At 43.8% G+C, this 15,745-nt stretch carries 17 protein-coding genes; 15 read left to right on the top strand and 2 right to left on the bottom strand.

Annotated features, from left to right (window positions below; all coding sequences use genetic code 11):
• The 11 genes from B4033_RS11120 to B4033_RS11070 all read left to right on the top strand — a co-directional run.
• Positions 1 to 1,666, top strand: a 1,666-nt coding sequence (locus B4033_RS11120; RefSeq protein ID WP_286833991.1) for a cbb3-type cytochrome c oxidase subunit I, incomplete at its 5' end; no start/stop codon positions are given.
• Between the two features lie 4 nt (positions 1,667 to 1,670).
• Positions 1,671 to 2,291 carry a cytochrome o ubiquinol oxidase subunit III gene (cyoC, locus tag B4033_RS11115; protein WP_004815698.1) on the top strand — a complete coding sequence of 207 codons (621 nt, stop codon included), beginning with the start codon at positions 1,671 to 1,673 and terminating at the stop codon, positions 2,289 to 2,291.
• Positions 2,291 to 2,617: a cytochrome o ubiquinol oxidase subunit IV gene (locus B4033_RS11110; protein WP_004815696.1), complete on the top strand. Its 327-nt coding sequence runs from the start codon at positions 2,291 to 2,293 to the stop codon at positions 2,615 to 2,617. Before cyoC ends, B4033_RS11110 begins: the two co-directional genes overlap by 1 nt.
• Positions 2,618 to 2,627: 10 nt before the next feature.
• Positions 2,628 to 3,506, top strand: coding sequence for a heme o synthase (gene cyoE / locus B4033_RS11105; protein ID WP_286833987.1), 879 nt, complete (start codon positions 2,628 to 2,630; stop codon positions 3,504 to 3,506).
• 457 nt (positions 3,507 to 3,963) lie between these two features.
• Entirely contained in the window at positions 3,964 to 4,350 is a 387-nt protein-coding gene (gene rpsF / locus B4033_RS11100) for a 30S ribosomal protein S6 (RefSeq protein WP_004278789.1), read from the top strand.
• Positions 4,351 to 4,362: 12 nt separating this feature from the next.
• Complete coding sequence (gene rpsR, locus B4033_RS11095; protein ID WP_004278792.1) at positions 4,363 to 4,590, top strand: 30S ribosomal protein S18; 228 nt, start codon at positions 4,363 to 4,365, stop codon at positions 4,588 to 4,590.
• A gap of 9 nt (positions 4,591 to 4,599) precedes the next feature.
• Positions 4,600 to 5,046 carry a 50S ribosomal protein L9 gene (gene rplI / locus B4033_RS11090; RefSeq protein WP_004815692.1) on the top strand — a complete coding sequence of 149 codons (447 nt, stop codon included), beginning with the start codon at positions 4,600 to 4,602 and terminating at the stop codon, positions 5,044 to 5,046.
• A gap of 217 nt (positions 5,047 to 5,263) precedes the next feature.
• Entirely contained in the window at positions 5,264 to 6,703 is a 1,440-nt protein-coding gene (gene dnaB / locus B4033_RS11085; RefSeq protein ID WP_004815691.1) for a replicative DNA helicase, read from the top strand.
• 231 nt (positions 6,704 to 6,934) lie between these two features.
• A complete protein-coding gene (alr, locus tag B4033_RS11080; protein ID WP_286833983.1) occupies positions 6,935 to 8,044 on the top strand; it encodes an alanine racemase in 1,110 nt (369 codons plus the stop codon).
• Positions 8,045 to 8,092: 48 nt separating this feature from the next.
• Positions 8,093 to 8,452, top strand: coding sequence for a RidA family protein (locus B4033_RS11075; RefSeq protein ID WP_071320918.1), 360 nt, complete (start codon positions 8,093 to 8,095; stop codon positions 8,450 to 8,452).
• A 151-nt stretch (positions 8,453 to 8,603) separates the two neighbouring features.
• Positions 8,604 to 10,031: an amino acid permease gene (locus B4033_RS11070; protein ID WP_004811176.1), complete on the top strand. Its 1,428-nt coding sequence runs from the start codon at positions 8,604 to 8,606 to the stop codon at positions 10,029 to 10,031.
• 63 nt (positions 10,032 to 10,094) lie between these two features.
• Here B4033_RS11070 and B4033_RS11065 read toward each other — a convergent pair whose 3' ends face one another.
• Together B4033_RS11065 and B4033_RS11060 are read right to left on the bottom strand one after the other, a co-directional pair.
• The gene (locus B4033_RS11065; RefSeq protein WP_004811175.1) at positions 10,095 to 10,547 is read right to left on the bottom strand and encodes a CopD family protein; all 453 of its coding nucleotides are present in this window, start codon (positions 10,545 to 10,547) and stop codon (positions 10,095 to 10,097) included.
• A 23-nt stretch (positions 10,548 to 10,570) separates the two neighbouring features.
• On the bottom strand, positions 10,571 to 11,800 hold the full coding sequence (locus B4033_RS11060) for a beta-ketoacyl synthase N-terminal-like domain-containing protein (RefSeq protein ID WP_004811172.1): 1,230 nt from the start codon (positions 11,798 to 11,800) through the stop codon (positions 10,571 to 10,573).
• Positions 11,801 to 12,076: 276 nt separating this feature from the next.
• Here B4033_RS11060 and B4033_RS11055 point away from each other — a divergent pair, with 276 nt between their 5' ends.
• The 4 genes from B4033_RS11055 to B4033_RS11040 form a co-directional block, all read left to right on the top strand.
• Positions 12,077 to 13,579 (top strand): EcsC family protein, encoded by a 1,503-nt coding sequence (locus B4033_RS11055; protein ID WP_286833981.1) that lies wholly within the window; start codon positions 12,077 to 12,079, stop codon positions 13,577 to 13,579.
• A gap of 169 nt (positions 13,580 to 13,748) precedes the next feature.
• The gene (rpsL, locus tag B4033_RS11050; RefSeq protein ID WP_004648013.1) at positions 13,749 to 14,123 is read left to right on the top strand and encodes a 30S ribosomal protein S12; all 375 of its coding nucleotides are present in this window, start codon (positions 13,749 to 13,751) and stop codon (positions 14,121 to 14,123) included.
• Positions 14,124 to 14,305: 182 nt separating this feature from the next.
• Positions 14,306 to 14,776, top strand: coding sequence for a 30S ribosomal protein S7 (rpsG, locus tag B4033_RS11045; RefSeq protein ID WP_004783282.1), 471 nt, complete (start codon positions 14,306 to 14,308; stop codon positions 14,774 to 14,776).
• Between the two features lie 130 nt (positions 14,777 to 14,906).
• On the top strand, positions 14,907 to 15,745 hold an 839-nt coding region (locus B4033_RS11040), incomplete at its 3' end, for a GTP-binding protein (RefSeq protein WP_286833967.1).

The raw sequence follows: 15,745 nt of genomic DNA, 5'->3' as shown, positions 1-15,745 counted from the left end.
CGTGATCATGATCTTCTTCGTAGCAATGGGTCTGGTAGTTGGCTTAATGAACGTAGCTGTACCGCTTCAAATCGGTGCGCGTGACGTTGCCTTCCCATTATTAAACTCTCTGAGCTTCTGGCTTTTTGCTGGTGCTGCGGGTCTGATGATGGTATCTCTGGCTCTTGGTGAGTTCGCTGCAACTGGTTGGATGGCATACCCTCCACTATCAGGCATTGAATATTCTCCAGGTGTTGGTGTTGACTACTATATCTGGGCACTTCAGGTTTCAGGTCTAGGTACGCTTCTTACTGGTGTTAACTTCTTTGTTACCATCATCAAAATGCGTGCGCCTGGCATGAAGATGATGGATATGCCGATTTTCACTTGGACTTCGCTTGTAACAGTTGTATTAATCGTTGCAACCTTCCCAGTGTTAACTGCAACACTTGCAATGCTGTCTCTTGACCGTTACTTCGGCTTCCACTTCTTCACAAATGACATGGGTGGTAGCCCAATGTTGTACGTGAACTTGATTTGGACTTGGGGTCACCCAGAAGTTTATATCTTGGTATTACCAGCTTTTGGTATTTACTCAGAAGTAACTTCAGTGTTCTCACGCAAAGCATTGTTCGGCTACAAATCTATGGTGTACGCAACTGTAGCAATTGGTGTTCTTTCACTGGTTGTTTGGGTTCACCACTTCTTTACAATGGGTGCTGGTGCCAACGTTAACGCGTTCTTCGGTATCATGACCATGATTATTGCGATCCCGACTGGTGTAAAAATCTTCTCTTGGTTGTTCACCATGTACAAGGGCCGCATTACTTACACTACTCCAATGCTATGGACACTTGGCTTCCTTGTGACTTTCGGTATCGGTGGTTTAACAGGTGTATTGATGGCAGTTCCACCAGCGGACTTCCTGGTACATAACTCTTTATTCCTGATCGCTCACTTCCATAACGTAATTATTGGTGGTGTAGTATTCGCAATGTTCGCAGGTATCATTTACTACTGGCCAAAAATGTTTGGCTGGAAACTAAATGAAACTTGGGGTAAAGCAGCATTCTGGTTCTGGTTCTTCGGTTTCTACTTTGCATTCATGCCACTTTATATCCTTGGTTTCATGGGTATGACTCGTCGTCTGAATACATTTGACAACCCAGAATGGGACCCATATGTAAATATCGCGATGTTCGGTGCGATTCTTATTGCACTAGGTATTGCCTGCTTCATTATGCAGATCGTTGTTGGTTTCTTGCAACGCGAACAAAATATGGACTATACAGGCGATATCTGGGATGGTCGTACACTTGAGTGGGCTACTTCGTCTCCATCTCCATTCTATAACTTTGCTTACCTTCCAAAGATCAATGGTATTGATACTTTCTGGACTGACAAAGAGAATGGCGTTGCATACGCAAAACCAACCAAGTACGAAGACATCCATATGCCGACTAACCGTGCTGCTGGTTTCGTTATCGCCATGTTCATCACTGTTATGGGCTTCGCGTTAATCTGGCACATCTGGTGGTTAGTAGTTGTTACTTTCGTTGCATCTATCATCAGCTTCATCGTTTCTTCTTTCACCAAGAAAGTGGATTACTATGTTCCAGCTGCTGAAGTTGAGCGTATCGAAAGTGAACGCTATGCGATCCTTGAAAAACACTTGAAGAAGGACTAAGACCATGGCTGAAGTACTTCATCACGACAACCACGGACACGATGAGCATCATCATCACGATGATACTGACATCACTGTCTTTGGTTTCTGGACTTACTTGATGAGTGACCTTGTCCTTTTCGGTACACTCTTCATTGCATTCGCTGTTTTGAGTAGCCACATTCCTGTGGGCACTCCAAGTGCGAAAGATCTGTTTGGCGATTCTTTAGGCTTCGTTCTTACTGAAACCTTCGCCCTTCTGATCTCTTCTGTAACCTTTGGTTTTGCAGTTCTTGCTGCATACAAAAAAGACGTTGCAAAAGTACTAACCTGGTTAGCGATTACTTGGGTATTCGGTGCTATCTTCATCGGCATGGAACTATATGAGTTCAATCACTTAGTTCATGCGGGTCACGGTCCAAGCACAAGTGCGTTCTTATCTGCGTTCTTTACTTTGGTAGGTACGCACGGTATTCACGTAACTTCTGGTCTAGTCTGGATGATCGTGCTTATGATTCAAATCAAGAAATATGGTTTGACTCTTGCAAACACGCGTCGTCTAGCTTGCCTAAGCTTGTTCTGGCACTTCCTTGACATCGTATGGATCTGTGTATTCAGCGTAGTTTACTTGATGGGAGTTCTGTAATGAGTCATGATCATAACGCTGCTGGCGAATCACACGGTAACGTGAAGCAATACACTATCGGCTTCATCCTGTCTGTTATCCTTACTGTAATTCCATTCGGTATGGTTATGGCGGGCGGTTTTGGCCGTGGTATCTTGATTACTGTCATCGCGATCACTGCGGTTGCTCAGATTCTTGTACAGCTGATTTACTTCCTGCACATGAACTCTTCTTCAGAGCAACGCTGGAACGTAATTGCATTTGTGTATACCATCTTAACCATTGCTATTCTTTTAGTAGGTTCTGTATGGATCATGAACTACCTTCACTACAACATGATGATCTAAACTGGTTGTCATGCTGAAAAAGTATTTATTCCTGACTAAGCCAGGAATTCTCTTTGGTAACTTTGTTACCACTTTGGGCGGCTACTTTGTAGCCGCTCAAGGTTCTGTAGATTTCCTTCTCCTGCTCCTTACCCTTTTTGGTACTACATTTGTTGTAGCATCAGGATGTGTGGTCAATAATGTAATTGACCAGGACATCGACCAGAAAATGCAGCGCACACAAAATCGTGCTCTTGTTAAAAAAACCATTTCTGAACCTGTCGCACTTTCCTTTGCTTTTGTATTAGGCCTGGTCGGTTTTAGTGTTCTCTGGTTTTGGGTAAATGCATACGCTTTCCTATTCGCAGTTATTGGTTTTGTCGTATACGTTGGTTTTTACAGCTTATGGACAAAACGAACAACTATTCACCAGACTCTGGTAGGCAGTATTTCTGGCGCAGCTCCGCCTGTGATTGGTTATACCGCAGTTGCAAATCAGTTTGACTTAGGTGCCCTGCTGATCTTCGTTGGGTATGCCTTTTGGCAAATGCCTCACTCGTGGGGAATTGCAGTTTACCGTTTTCAAGATTACAAAAATGCAAGCATTCCAATCTTGCCTGTAGCACGTTCAATTCACCGCACCAAGATTGAATCGCTGATCTATGTGGTTCTGTTTGGGGTTGTCATGAATGGCCTGTTTTTCTTTGGCTATGCCAACTGGCTCTATATGGTGGTGTTGAACATCTTAACCCTATACTGGATTTATTTAAGTATTCAGGGCTTTAAGGCTGAAGATGATGAGGCGTGGGCCAAGCAGTATTTTATGTATTCTGTGAAGCTGATTACTGTGATCAGTATTCTGTTCTGCTTTACATCGACTGCTCCAAAGATGCCTTATATCATTTTTTAAAAAGATAGAGTTTTACTCTATCTTTTTTATTTGAGCCTGTTATTTCTCCGACTCTCTTTTAAATACTTCTGCTCTTATCTTTATAAACCCTGTCCTTCTGAAACCAACTGCAAAAATACACTTCAATCTTTCTAAAGTGCATTTAACGCATAAAATAAGAATTCTACTTGAATAAAAAGATACTCATTATGGCGAGATTAGAATTATCTCATTACCAACCATCATTAAATCACCAATTAATTAATCTCAGTCAATTTTCTCTTCTCTTTTCTGTGCTACTCATTCCAGCCCGTACAAAACTGCTGTTTAATTATGCAATTCTTGCCAATCTGGTTGTATTTCTCCCCAAAACCCACTAAACTTCACGCTTCGCAAATATTGCGACACAACCCTGGTTGTGACTCCTTGCTTCAATTGACTTAAAAATTGGGGCTGTTTAAACCGTAAGGAGCTGACAATGCGTCACTACGAAATCGTACTATTGGTACATCCAGACCAAAGCGATCAAGTTGTGGGTATGGTAGAACGTTACCTAACTCACATCAAAGAAGCTGAAGGTCAAATCCACCGTCTTGAAGACTGGGGCCGTCGTCAATTGGCTTACCCAATCAACAAGATCCACAAAGCTCACTACATTCTTATGAATGTTGAGTGTGGTCAAACTACTCTTGATGAGCTTGAAGAATTATTCCGTTATAACGACGCAATCATTCGTAGCCTTATCATCCGTCGTGAAAACGCTATCACTGAAGAGTCACTATTGGCTAAGAGTGCTGAAGAAAAACGTGCGCGTAAAGCTCAACGTGAAGAAGCACAACACGCTCAAGACTCTGCTGAAGCATAAGGAGAACCTAACATGGCACGTTTTTACCGTCGTCGCAAGTTCTGCCGCTTTACAGCTGAGAACGTTACGTACATCGACTACAAAGATATCGACACTTTAAAACAGTACATCACTGAAAACGGCAAGATTGTTCCTAGCCGTATTACAGGTACTAAAGCTCGTTACCAACGTCAATTAGCGCTTGCTATCAAACAAGCTCGCTACTTGTCTTTGATCCCTTACACTGACAATCATAAGTGAGGTTGAGCTGTGGATATTATCTTATTACAACGCATTAAAAACCTTGGTAAACTTGGTGATAAAGTTTCAGTTAAAGCTGGTTACGGCCGTAACTTCTTGATCCCACAAGGTATGGCAGTTGCTGCTACTGAGTCAAACACTGCGGCTTTTGAAGCTCGTCGTGCTGAACTTGAGAAAGCTGAAGCTGATATTTTAGCTGCTGCTCAAGCACGTGCTGACCAATTGAACGAAGTAAATATCGTAATCACTGCGAAAGCTGGTGACGAAGGTAAACTGTTCGGTTCTATCGGTACTCGTGACATCGCTGACGCGTTGACAAATGCTGGTCTTACAGTTGACCGTGCAGAAGTACGTCTTCCAAATGGCGCACTTCGCAACACTGGTGAATTCAACATCGCAATCCAATTGCACCATGATGTTGTTGCAGAAGTTCTAGTTACTATCGTAGCTGAGTAATTTCTCACCAAGAAAAAGAGCATGCTTTGGCATGCTCTTTTTTTATCTAAAATAATTCGAAGATATGGCATATCTCACTTTCATTTTATTATTCGCGTAATTTTAAAAATACACTTCGCATTTTTTAACGGAACGCGTATTATTTCACTTCGTAGTTGATAGTTGCTATCCATCTCCGAGAATATTTAAACCATTGTATTAAAATTCAGGGCTTTATATGTCACAGGCGAATGCCAGCACTAAGCACAACAGCGCTAAACCAGAAATTGTTGCTGATACTCAGCTCAAGGAGTTTCGCACGCCTCCACACAATTTAGCGATTGAACAAGCTGTACTTGCTGCCTTAATGACGGTTGCCGAATCTTTTGAACAAGTCGGTGATGTGCTTACTGAGAACGATTTTTATGCAACCCGTCATAAATATATCTTCCGTGCGATTGATCAGCTGTCCAAGGACAACTCTCCTTACGATGCCGTACTGGTGCATGACTGGCTAATTAAACAGAATCTGCTGGATGCCATTGGTGGTGAAGAATACCTGATGCAGCTCATGGCTGACTCGCCATCAAGTTTCTACAACCTGGAAACTTACGCCAACAAGATCAAGGAATTCTCGACCTTACGTAGCATGATTAAAGTCAGTTCTGAAATCCTGCAAAATGCCTATGACACCAAAGGTCGTAGCGTCAGTGAAATTCTGGATCTGGCAGAAACCAATATTTTTTCGATTGCCGAGCAACATAATAATAATGCCAAGGCACAAGGGCCGAAGGCAATCAATACCGTCGTTGCAGATGTCTTTGATAAATTGAATGAACTTTCACAAATGGAAGGTTCGATTACTGGTCTCACCACCGGCTTCGTCGAACTCGACAATAAAACCTCCGGTATGCAATCCGGTGACCTGATTATTGTTGCAGCCCGTCCATCGATGGGTAAAACCACGTTTGCCATGAATCTGGTAGAAAGTGTGCTGTTTAACAACAATCTGCCTGCCCTGGTTTACTCGATGGAGATGCCAGCCGACTCGATCGCGATGCGTTTGATTTCATCCTTTGGTCGTGTGCATCAGGGTCATTTACGTGCTGGTAAAATGGACAGTGATGAATGGTCTAAAGTCACCAGCACCATTGTGCATTTGCAGGAAAAGAACCTGTATATCGATGACTCCTCTGCTCTGCCACCAACGGAAGTTCGTGCACGTGCGCGTCGCATTGCCAAAATGCATGGCGGTAAGCTCGGCTGTATCATGGTCGATTACTTGCAGCTCATGAAAGTGCCTGGCATGGGGGATAATCGTGTCGGCGAGATTTCGGAAATTTCCCGTAGCTTAAAAGCGCTCGCTAAAGAAATGCAGTGCCCTGTTATTGCCTTATCGCAGTTGAACCGTTCTCTGGAAAACCGTCCAAACAAACGTCCAGTTATGTCTGACTTACGTGAATCTGGTGCGATCGAGCAGGATGCCGATTTGATCATGTTTATTTACCGTGATGAAGTCTATAACAAGGAATCTAAAGAAGCCGGGACTGCTGAAATTATTATCGGTAAACAGCGTAACGGTCCAATTGGTACTGTGCGTCTGGCTTTTGAAGGTCAATACACGCGCTTTAGTAACCTCTCTCCTGAGTTCTATGCGCAGTATGATGATGAAGAATAAATATTCTGCTTAAACCTGATTAAAAAAAAGAGACTCAAATGGTCTCTTTTTTTATTGCTTAAGCATACCTTGGAGGAAATTATATAAATGAGCATGTCCATTTGTGGCAGATAGGACTACAATATTTACAATTTTGAAATGACTGATTTTGTTTTATCAATACAGTTATTTCTCTCCCTCTTTTGTGTATTTCACACAACATCATTTTGTCATCCCGAAGGAGTATCTAGGGTGCGCCAAGCAACAGTTTATATTGACAATACAGCACTGCAATATAATTTAAACCGTGTCAAACAACTTGCCCCAACCGCTAAAATCGTCAGCATGGTTAAAGCCAATGCTTACGGACATGGAGTTAAAGACTGCTTAGCAGCCTTAAAAGATAGCGATGCCTTCGGTGTTGCATGCCTTCAGGAAGCACTGGAAATTCGTGAACTCGGCTATCAGCAACCGATTACGCTGATTGAAGGTATTTTCTCTGCTGATGAAATGCAAATCGTGATCAATCAGAATATCGAAGTTGTGGTGCATCATCAGGTGCAGCTTGACTGGCTAATGGCTCATAAAGATGCTTATATCACTAAAGGCCTTAAAGTCTGGGTGAAACTGAACAGCGGCATGAACCGTCTAGGTTTTCAGCCGCATGAATATGCAGAAATCTGGCAGGAGCTGCACCAGCTAAATAATGTCCGTTCCATAACCCATATGACCCATTTCTCTGATGCGGATGGCGAGCGTTTTGGATTGGATGGCATTGAATATCAAAACCTGATTTTTAGCCAAACCATTCATGGGCTTGAGGCTGAAACCTCACTCAGTAATAGTGCGGCCATTCTACGCCATCATCAAAGCTTGCATTCCGATATTGTACGTAGCGGCATCATGCTCTATGGCAGTTCACCAGATTATCCAAGCCATAGTATTCAAGACTGGAATCTCCAACCAAGTATGAGCTTACGCAGTGAAATCATTGCAATTCAGAATATTCAGGTAGGTCAAAGTGTCGGTTATGGGTCCAACTTTGTTGCGGAGCAGGCGATGCGAATTGGTGTTGTGGCTTGTGGTTACGCGGATGGTTATCAGCGTATTAGCCAGACCGGTACACCAGTGCTGGTGGATGGTGTTAGAACCCAAACCATTGGGCGGGTCAGTATGGATATGCTGACAGTTGATCTGACTGAACTTTCTCAAACGAACATTGGTAGTGAAGTGGTGCTCTGGGGGCGGTCGACCCACGGCACAGTGCTGCCCATTGATGAAGTTGCAGCAGGATCAGGAACAGTGGGCTATGAGTTGATGTGTGGCATTACCGCTCGTGTGCCAGTACAGGTTGAAACCTGAAATTCAATATTGACCCATTAACGGAAAAAATGGAGAGGAAAATTTATGATGGAACATAGTGATATTCAACGTATCGGCAGCAATCAGGTAATGAGTGCTGTCACTATTCACAACAAGACCGTGTATTTATCAGGGCAGGTGCCAACACGTACCGATCTGGATATACACGGACAGACCTTGGAGGTCTTTGCCAAGATTGATGAACTGCTTGCGCTGGCAAATACTGATAAAAGCCGGTTGCTTTCGGCGCAATTATTTATCAAGCATTTAGCTGACTTTAGCAGCGTAAACCAACTCTGGGTGGAATGGCTGCAAGGTCATAACACTCCGACACGTGCCACCATTCAGGCGGATCTGGTCAATCCAGACTGGCTGATTGAAATTGCAGTGATTGCAGCACAGCCCTAAGTTGTTTTGATGTTTGAAATCTCCCAACTTAATTTTGTAACAACATCAGACCCGATCATTTAACTTATTAAATGAAACTGCATCTGAATCAGGATTTCAGGAGGAAATCTGATCAGGCGGGCAAGGGTCTGATGCGAAAAAGGAACTGAAGATGAATACTACACCCTCTAGAGATGACGCAGCGCCGTCGCAACATGAGCTACAACGCAAGTTATCTAATCGGCATTTACAGCTGATTGCCATTGGTGGCTGTATCGGTACCGGCCTGTTTATGGGGTCGGGGAAGACCATCGCCCTGGCTGGCCCTTCGATCCTGCTGATCTATATGATCATTGGCGGGATGTTTTTCTTTTTAATGCGTGCTCTTGGTGAAATGCTGCTGTCGAATCTGCAGTACAAGTCTTTTATTGATATGGCACATGATCTGATCGGTCCGGGTGCAGGCTATTACATTGGCTGGTCGTACTGGTTGGGCTGGGTGCTGGTCGGTATTGCCGATCTGGCTGCGATTATTAACTACCTGAATTTCTGGTTACCCGAAGGTACAGCCTTTACCCCGACGGGACAGGCGCTGATCAGCGCTGCCTGTGTGCTCTTGATTCTGGGTATTAACCTGGTGACAGTAAAACTCTTTGGTGAGATTGAATTCTGGTTTGCCCTGATCAAGATTCTGGCAATTATTGGCCTGATTTTTGTCGGTGGTTATATGGTCTTTAGTGGTTTTCAGGCGCCAAGCGGTGCGACGGCCAGCTTTAGTCATGTCTGGTCAGATGGGCTGTTCCCGAAAGGTGTGACTGGCTTTCTGGCAGGTTTCCAGATTGCGATGTTTGCTTTTGTGGGAGTGGAGCTACTAGGCACTATGGCGGCTGAAACCAAAGACCCGGAAAAGAATTTACCTAAAGCGGTCAATGCGATTCCAACCCGTATCATTCTGTTCTACGTATTGTCATTGCTGGTGATTATGGCAGTCACGCCATGGAGCCAGATTCCTGCAGATCAGAGCCCATTCGTTAGCCTGTTCTTATATGCAGGGATTCCAACGTCCGCCATTATCATGAATTTTGTGGTCTTGTCCTCCGTGATGTCTTCGATGAACAGTGGCGTATTCTCCACCAGCCGGATGCTGTTTGGTCTGGCGCGGGGTGGTCAGGCACCGCAAGCCTTGGCACAACTGTCGAGCCGTGCAGTACCGGCGAAAGGTCTGATGTTCTCCTGTACTTTTATTCTGCTGGGTGCAGCATTCCAGTATTTTGTACCGAATACGATGGAAGCCTTTACCTTGGCGAGCTCACTGTGTGTGATCCTGTTTATCAGTATCTGGAGCATCATTATGGTGTGCTATATCCGCTACCGTAAGCAGCAACCGGAAAAACATACTGCTTCGACTTTTAAAATGCCGGGCGGTGTATGGATGTCTTATATCGTGCTGGCATTCCTGTTCTTTGCTTTGGTGATTTTGAGTCTGGAACCAGATACCTTGAAAGCCTTGATGATCAGTCCGTTATGGCTGTTAATTCTGGCGGTGACCTATCGCCTGCTGTATCTGCCAAGAGTTCGTAAGCTTCAGGTAGAGATGTAAATTTAGAATCTAAGACATAAAAAATCCCCGACTGATCGGGGATTTTTTTATTGAGTAGCTAAACTAGAAGGTAGGTTTAACCACCACCAGAATCACCACTGCAAATAAGAGTAGGGTTGGCATCTCATTAAAATAACGCCAAAACTTGTGTGACTTGTAATGGGCATTATCAATCAGCTTCTTGCGGTAATAACCACAGACCAGATGGTAAATCACCAATAAGCCAACCAGGCCGACTTTAAGGTAGAACCATAAGGCTTCATGGTAATGACGCGTTGCATCACCCCAATCCACCAGAAAGTGTGCCGTAATCAGGGTGGCCAGCATTGCTGGCCACATGATGCCACGGTACAGCTTACGCTCCATGACTTCAAAGCGTTGATGACTCACGGTATCTTCGCTCATGGCATGATAAACATATAAACGTGGCAAGTAGAACAAAGCCGCGAACCAGCAAACCACTGCAATAATATGTAATGCTTTTACCCAAAGGAAAGCATCAGAAGGAGCATCCATCAAGTCACCCTAAATTGGGCAGCTTAGCCTTCCCATTTTTTGAAGATGAGACAAGCATTTACGCCGCCGAAACCGAAACTGTTACTCATCACAGTATTCAATTTTGCGTCACGTTTTTCAAGCACGATATCAAACGGTTTCGCACCTTCATCCAGCTCAGTCACGTTGATGTTTGGCGCAATAAAATCATTTTGCATCATCAGAACTGAATAAATTGCTTCTTGAACACCAGCAGCACCTAGGCTGTGACCTGTCATAGACTTGGTCGAGCTAAGTGAAGGAACCTGGCCTTCACCAAACGCACGTTCCATTGCCTTAAGTTCTGTAATGTCGCCTGCTGGAGTAGAGGTACCATGCGTATTTACATAGTCAATCTTGTCTACACCATGCTGTTTTGCTTCTTCTAAAGCCATCAATACACAACGCGTTGCACCTTCACCACTTGGCGCAACCATATCGGCACCATCAGAGTTTGCTGCATAAGCTACGACTTCCGCAAGAATATTGGCACCACGTGCTTGAGCGTGTTCAAGGGATTCAAGCACCACGAAACCGCCACCGCCAGCAATCACGAAACCGTCACGGTCTGCTGAATATGGACGAGATGCAGTTTCAGGTGTGTCATTGTATTTCGAACACAGTGCACCCATCGCATCAAACAGCAAGCTTTGAGACCAGTGATCTTCTTCACCGCCACCGGCAAGCATCAAGTCCTGTTTACCCAATTGAATCAGGTTATAGGCATAACCAATCGCATCAGCAGAAGTTGCGCATGCGCTGGTAATTGAGTGAGCAATACCTTGAAGTTTAAGCGCTACACCAACGTTGGCTGTAATGGTATTTGACATATTGCGGGGTACGAAGAACGGGCCAATTTTACGTGCACCTTTTTCTTCGAGTAATTTCGCCATTTCTATTACAGATGCTGTTGAGTTACCGCCTGAGCCGCCTGCAATACCATAGCGTGGGTTGCCCGCCAGATCTTCCGGTTTCAGACCAGCATGCTCAACCGCTGCAATTGCCGAATTGTAGGCATACATGGCACAAACACCCATAAAGCGTTTGAGACGACGGTCGATATTGTCAAAATCCTGCTCAGCAGCCGCGCTGACATGACTTTTAAAGTTCAGTTCAGCATAGACTGGATTTAAACGTGTGCCTGAAATCCCGTTTTGTAAAGAGTGAGTTACATCTTCCAATGTATTTCCGATGCATGAGTTAATACCCATACCAGTGATGACAACACGTTTCATCTACAGATCCTTATAGTTCATCTTTATGGTCAGGGGAGATATTTAGCGTTTTCATCAAGCGTTAAATATGGTGCTGACCCATTGTTCACAATGAGGAACATCATAACAGAAAGATTTTTGAAATCTTATGGCAAATGTTATGCCCAGTACGTTGTACATTCGAATAGAGATTCCTACACAGAGGGATTACTAAATGAAACAGAATAAGGTTGAGATAAACGCTGCTAGCACCTAGTATTTATACAAAATACAAGCACGTGCACGCTGAGGTAAGGAATGACAAATACCAATAATAAACAATCAAATGGCTTCATCTCCAGTGCGTTTGGAGTGGCGAAAAAGTTCAGTACAACAGGTTTGGATCTATTCAACCATGTTGCACCTGATTCGGTTTCGAAGGTCACACAAGCGCTGAATGTAGATAAGGTGGTCAATGGCGCAGCTCAAGCCAAGAGTCCATTTGAATCAAAAAAATACGACAATCCACAGGAGATGTTACGTGAACATCTACCAAGTGTATCGCGCCAGTTGTTTGGCCGTCATTTCAATACAGTGAATAATGTTACGCATTTCATTTCGCCCAAGTTTAGCGAAAAAGTGTCCGATTATTTCTTTGATCATCTGAATCAGTTTACCAATGACATCAGTTCGGTAGATGCCATTCTTGATGAAGCGGGAGTGCGTGATCTGGAAGAACTCACCCAGGATGTCAATCGTTCTAAGCGTATTTCTCAAGCGTTTGGTGAACAGAATAAATGGATTGCTGCAGTTCAAGGTGCATTCTCCGGGGCAACTGGGGTAATTGGTACAGCAGTGGATATTCCTACATCTTTGGTGCTGGCATTGCGTACTATTTATCAGGTTGGCCGTTCTTATGGTTTTGATTTAAGTAAAGAAGAAGATCAGGATATCGTGCAGCATATCTTCCGTCAGATTGATCTGAGTCTGATTGCAGAAAAGCAAACTGTATTGTTGGGCTTAAGAGCGCTAGGTGCTACTTTAAAAACCCATGACATTTCCCAGTTACAAGCCATGTTGGGTTCAAGTAATGATACTGAGCTGCTACGCAAATTCCTGCATCAGGAAGATGGTCAATCGAAATGGGAATGGATAAACCATATACCGAAAGTTTCCCTGATTGAACAACTATCTAAATTGGTACCGTTAGCGGGTGCTGGGGTAGGCGCAGTATACAGTCGCCGTTTTGTCGAGGATGTTAATCAGAAAGCGCAGGATGTGTTCTCGAATGCACGTCAATATCTGCTACAGCATCGTGACAGCTCTGTTTCTGTTTTAGAGGCCTATGAAAAATCTAAAGCATTGCTGCAACAGGCTGCACCAAAACTACTGGAAAATATCAAGAAAAATGGTCATACCGGGGATGAGTTAATTTTAGATAAAGAGATTCCGATTGAAGGGAATGATCATATTACTCAGGTAAAAGTGCTGAAAAAGACAGATTCTCAAGTCACAGATGAAGCAAAAGATGAAGAGGTCAGTGAAGGCTTGGATTCATTAGCTGATAAGTTGGTAGAACCGGTTGCGGATAAGCATGTACAGCAACCAGCACTGAGTGAGCCGGCACCTGAAGATATCGAAGATACGCTTGCGCAAGCAGAAGCTGAGGGCGATGTCACAGAAGAGGCTGAAGTCGCTGCCGCTGATACTAAAAATGATCAGAGCGAAGCAGATACGGAAACTGCACAGCAAAAGCCAAAAAAAGCGACAAAATCTTCTGCTAAAAAATCAACGGAAGATGTTACAAAAGATGCAGATTAATCTGTAAGAAAAATAGTAAGGATATGAAAGTAATAAGCAATTGTAAGCAAGAGCGGATGTGGATTTGCCTGCTTCTATCATGTTGACCAATTTTGCATCTTGACTTACAATTGCATGCCCTCAAAAAGTAGTAGTTTTTGGGGCTTTTTATTAACGGGAGAATTGCCAAATGGCAACAACAAATCAGTTGATCCGTAAGGGTCGTACGACTTTGATTGAAAAATCTAAAGTTCCTGCGTTGAAGGCTTGTCCACAGCGCCGTGGTGTTTGTACACGTGTTTACACAACTACACCTAAAAAACCTAACTCAGCAATGCGTAAAGTTTGCCGTGTTCGCTTAACTTCAGGTTTTGAAGTTTCTAGCTACATCGGTGGTGAAGGCCATAACCTGCAAGAGCACAGTGTTGTTCTTATCCGTGGTGGTCGTGTTAAAGACTTACCAGGTGTACGTTACCATACCGTTCGTGGTTCTTTAGACTGTGCTGGTGTTAAAGATCGTAACCAGTCTCGTTCTAAATACGGTACTAAACGTCCTAAGAAATAATTGATCTTTCGAGATTAACTTCTTAGTTCGCTAGAACTGCAATCCTTTATCGTCTCGCTTGTCTGATTTCTGCATTTAATTTTGTGAAATTCAAGCGACGTGTAGTAAGGCCAGCGAATGCACATGACACTTTGTGCTAATGCTGGATAAACCTGAAGTGTCATATTTATAGGTAGTTTAAAATGCCAAGACGTCGCGTAGTCGCTGCTCGTGAAATCCTTCCGGATCCGAAATTCAGTAGCCAAACAATCGCTAAATTCATGAACCACGTAATGCAAGATGGTAAAAAATCTATTGCTGAAAGTATCGTTTACGGTGCTTTAGACCGCGTTCAAGAAAAATCTAAAGTAGACCCAGTTGAATTTTTCGAGACTACTCTTGAAAAAGTTCGTCCTATGGTCGAAGTAAAAGCACGCCGTGTTGGTGGTGCTACATACCAGGTACCTATGGAAGTGCGCCCATCCCGTCGTACTGCCTTGGCTATGCGTTGGTTAGTAGATGCTGCTGCTAAGCGTTCTGAAAAAACTATGGCTTTACGTCTTGCTGGCGAGTTGCTTGATGCAGCTGAAGGTAAAGGCGCAGCGGTTAAAAAACGTGAAGATGTGCACCGTATGGCTGAAGCCAACAAAGCATTCTCTCACTACCGTTTCTAAGCAAATAAAACAGGCCCTTATCAGGACGGTGATGATATGGGTTTCACCCAATTGTCATCAAAGCGCTTTAAGTTGCTAGCAACTTAAAGCGTCCTGTTTTAAACAACAAAATTTAGGAATGCAAGAGATCATGGCTCGTCAAACCCCAATTTCTCGTTACCGTAATATTGGTATTTCTGCGCACATCGATGCGGGTAAAACCACAACTACTGAACGTATCTTGTTCTACACAGGTGTATCTCACAAAATTGGTGAAGTACATGATGGTGCAGCAACAATGGACTGGATGGAGCAAGAGCAAGAACGTGGTATTACCATTACTTCTGCTGCTACCACTACATTCTGGTCAGGTATGTCTAAGCAGTTCCCAGAACACCGTATCAACGTAATTGATACCCCGGGACACGTTGACTTCACAATCGAAGTTGAGCGTTCTATGCGTGTTCTTGATGGTGCATGTATGGTTTACTGTGCTGTAGGTGGTGTACAACCTCAGTCTGAAACTGTATGGCGTCAAGCTAACAAATACCAAGTGCCTCGTTTAGCATTCGTGAACAAGATGGACCGTACTGGTGCAAACTTCTTCCGTGTTGTTGAACAAATGAAAACACGTCTTGGTGCGCACCCTGTACCTGTAGTAATCCCTGTTGGCGCTGAAGAAAACTTCCAAGGCGTTATCGACTTGATCGAAATGAAAGCGATCATTTGGGACGAAGCTTCACAAGGTATGAAGTTCGAGTACGGTGATATCCCTGCTGATCTTCAAGAAACTGCTGAAGAATGGCGTACAAACATGGTTGAAGCTGCTGCTGAAGCTTCTGAAGAGTTAATGGACGAATACCTGAACAATGGCGATTTGACTAAAGAACAAATCGTTGCTGGTCTACGTGTTCAAACATTGGCTTGTGAAATTCAACCAATGCTTTGTGGTACAGCGTTCAAAAACAAAGGTGTTCAACGTATGTTGGA

The sequence above is a fragment of the Acinetobacter sp. UBA3132 genome (assembly GCF_002364825.1).
In the GTDB taxonomy this organism is placed as follows: domain Bacteria; phylum Pseudomonadota; class Gammaproteobacteria; order Pseudomonadales; family Moraxellaceae; genus Acinetobacter; species Acinetobacter schindleri.
This window is presented reverse-complemented; position numbering and strand designations above follow the sequence as displayed.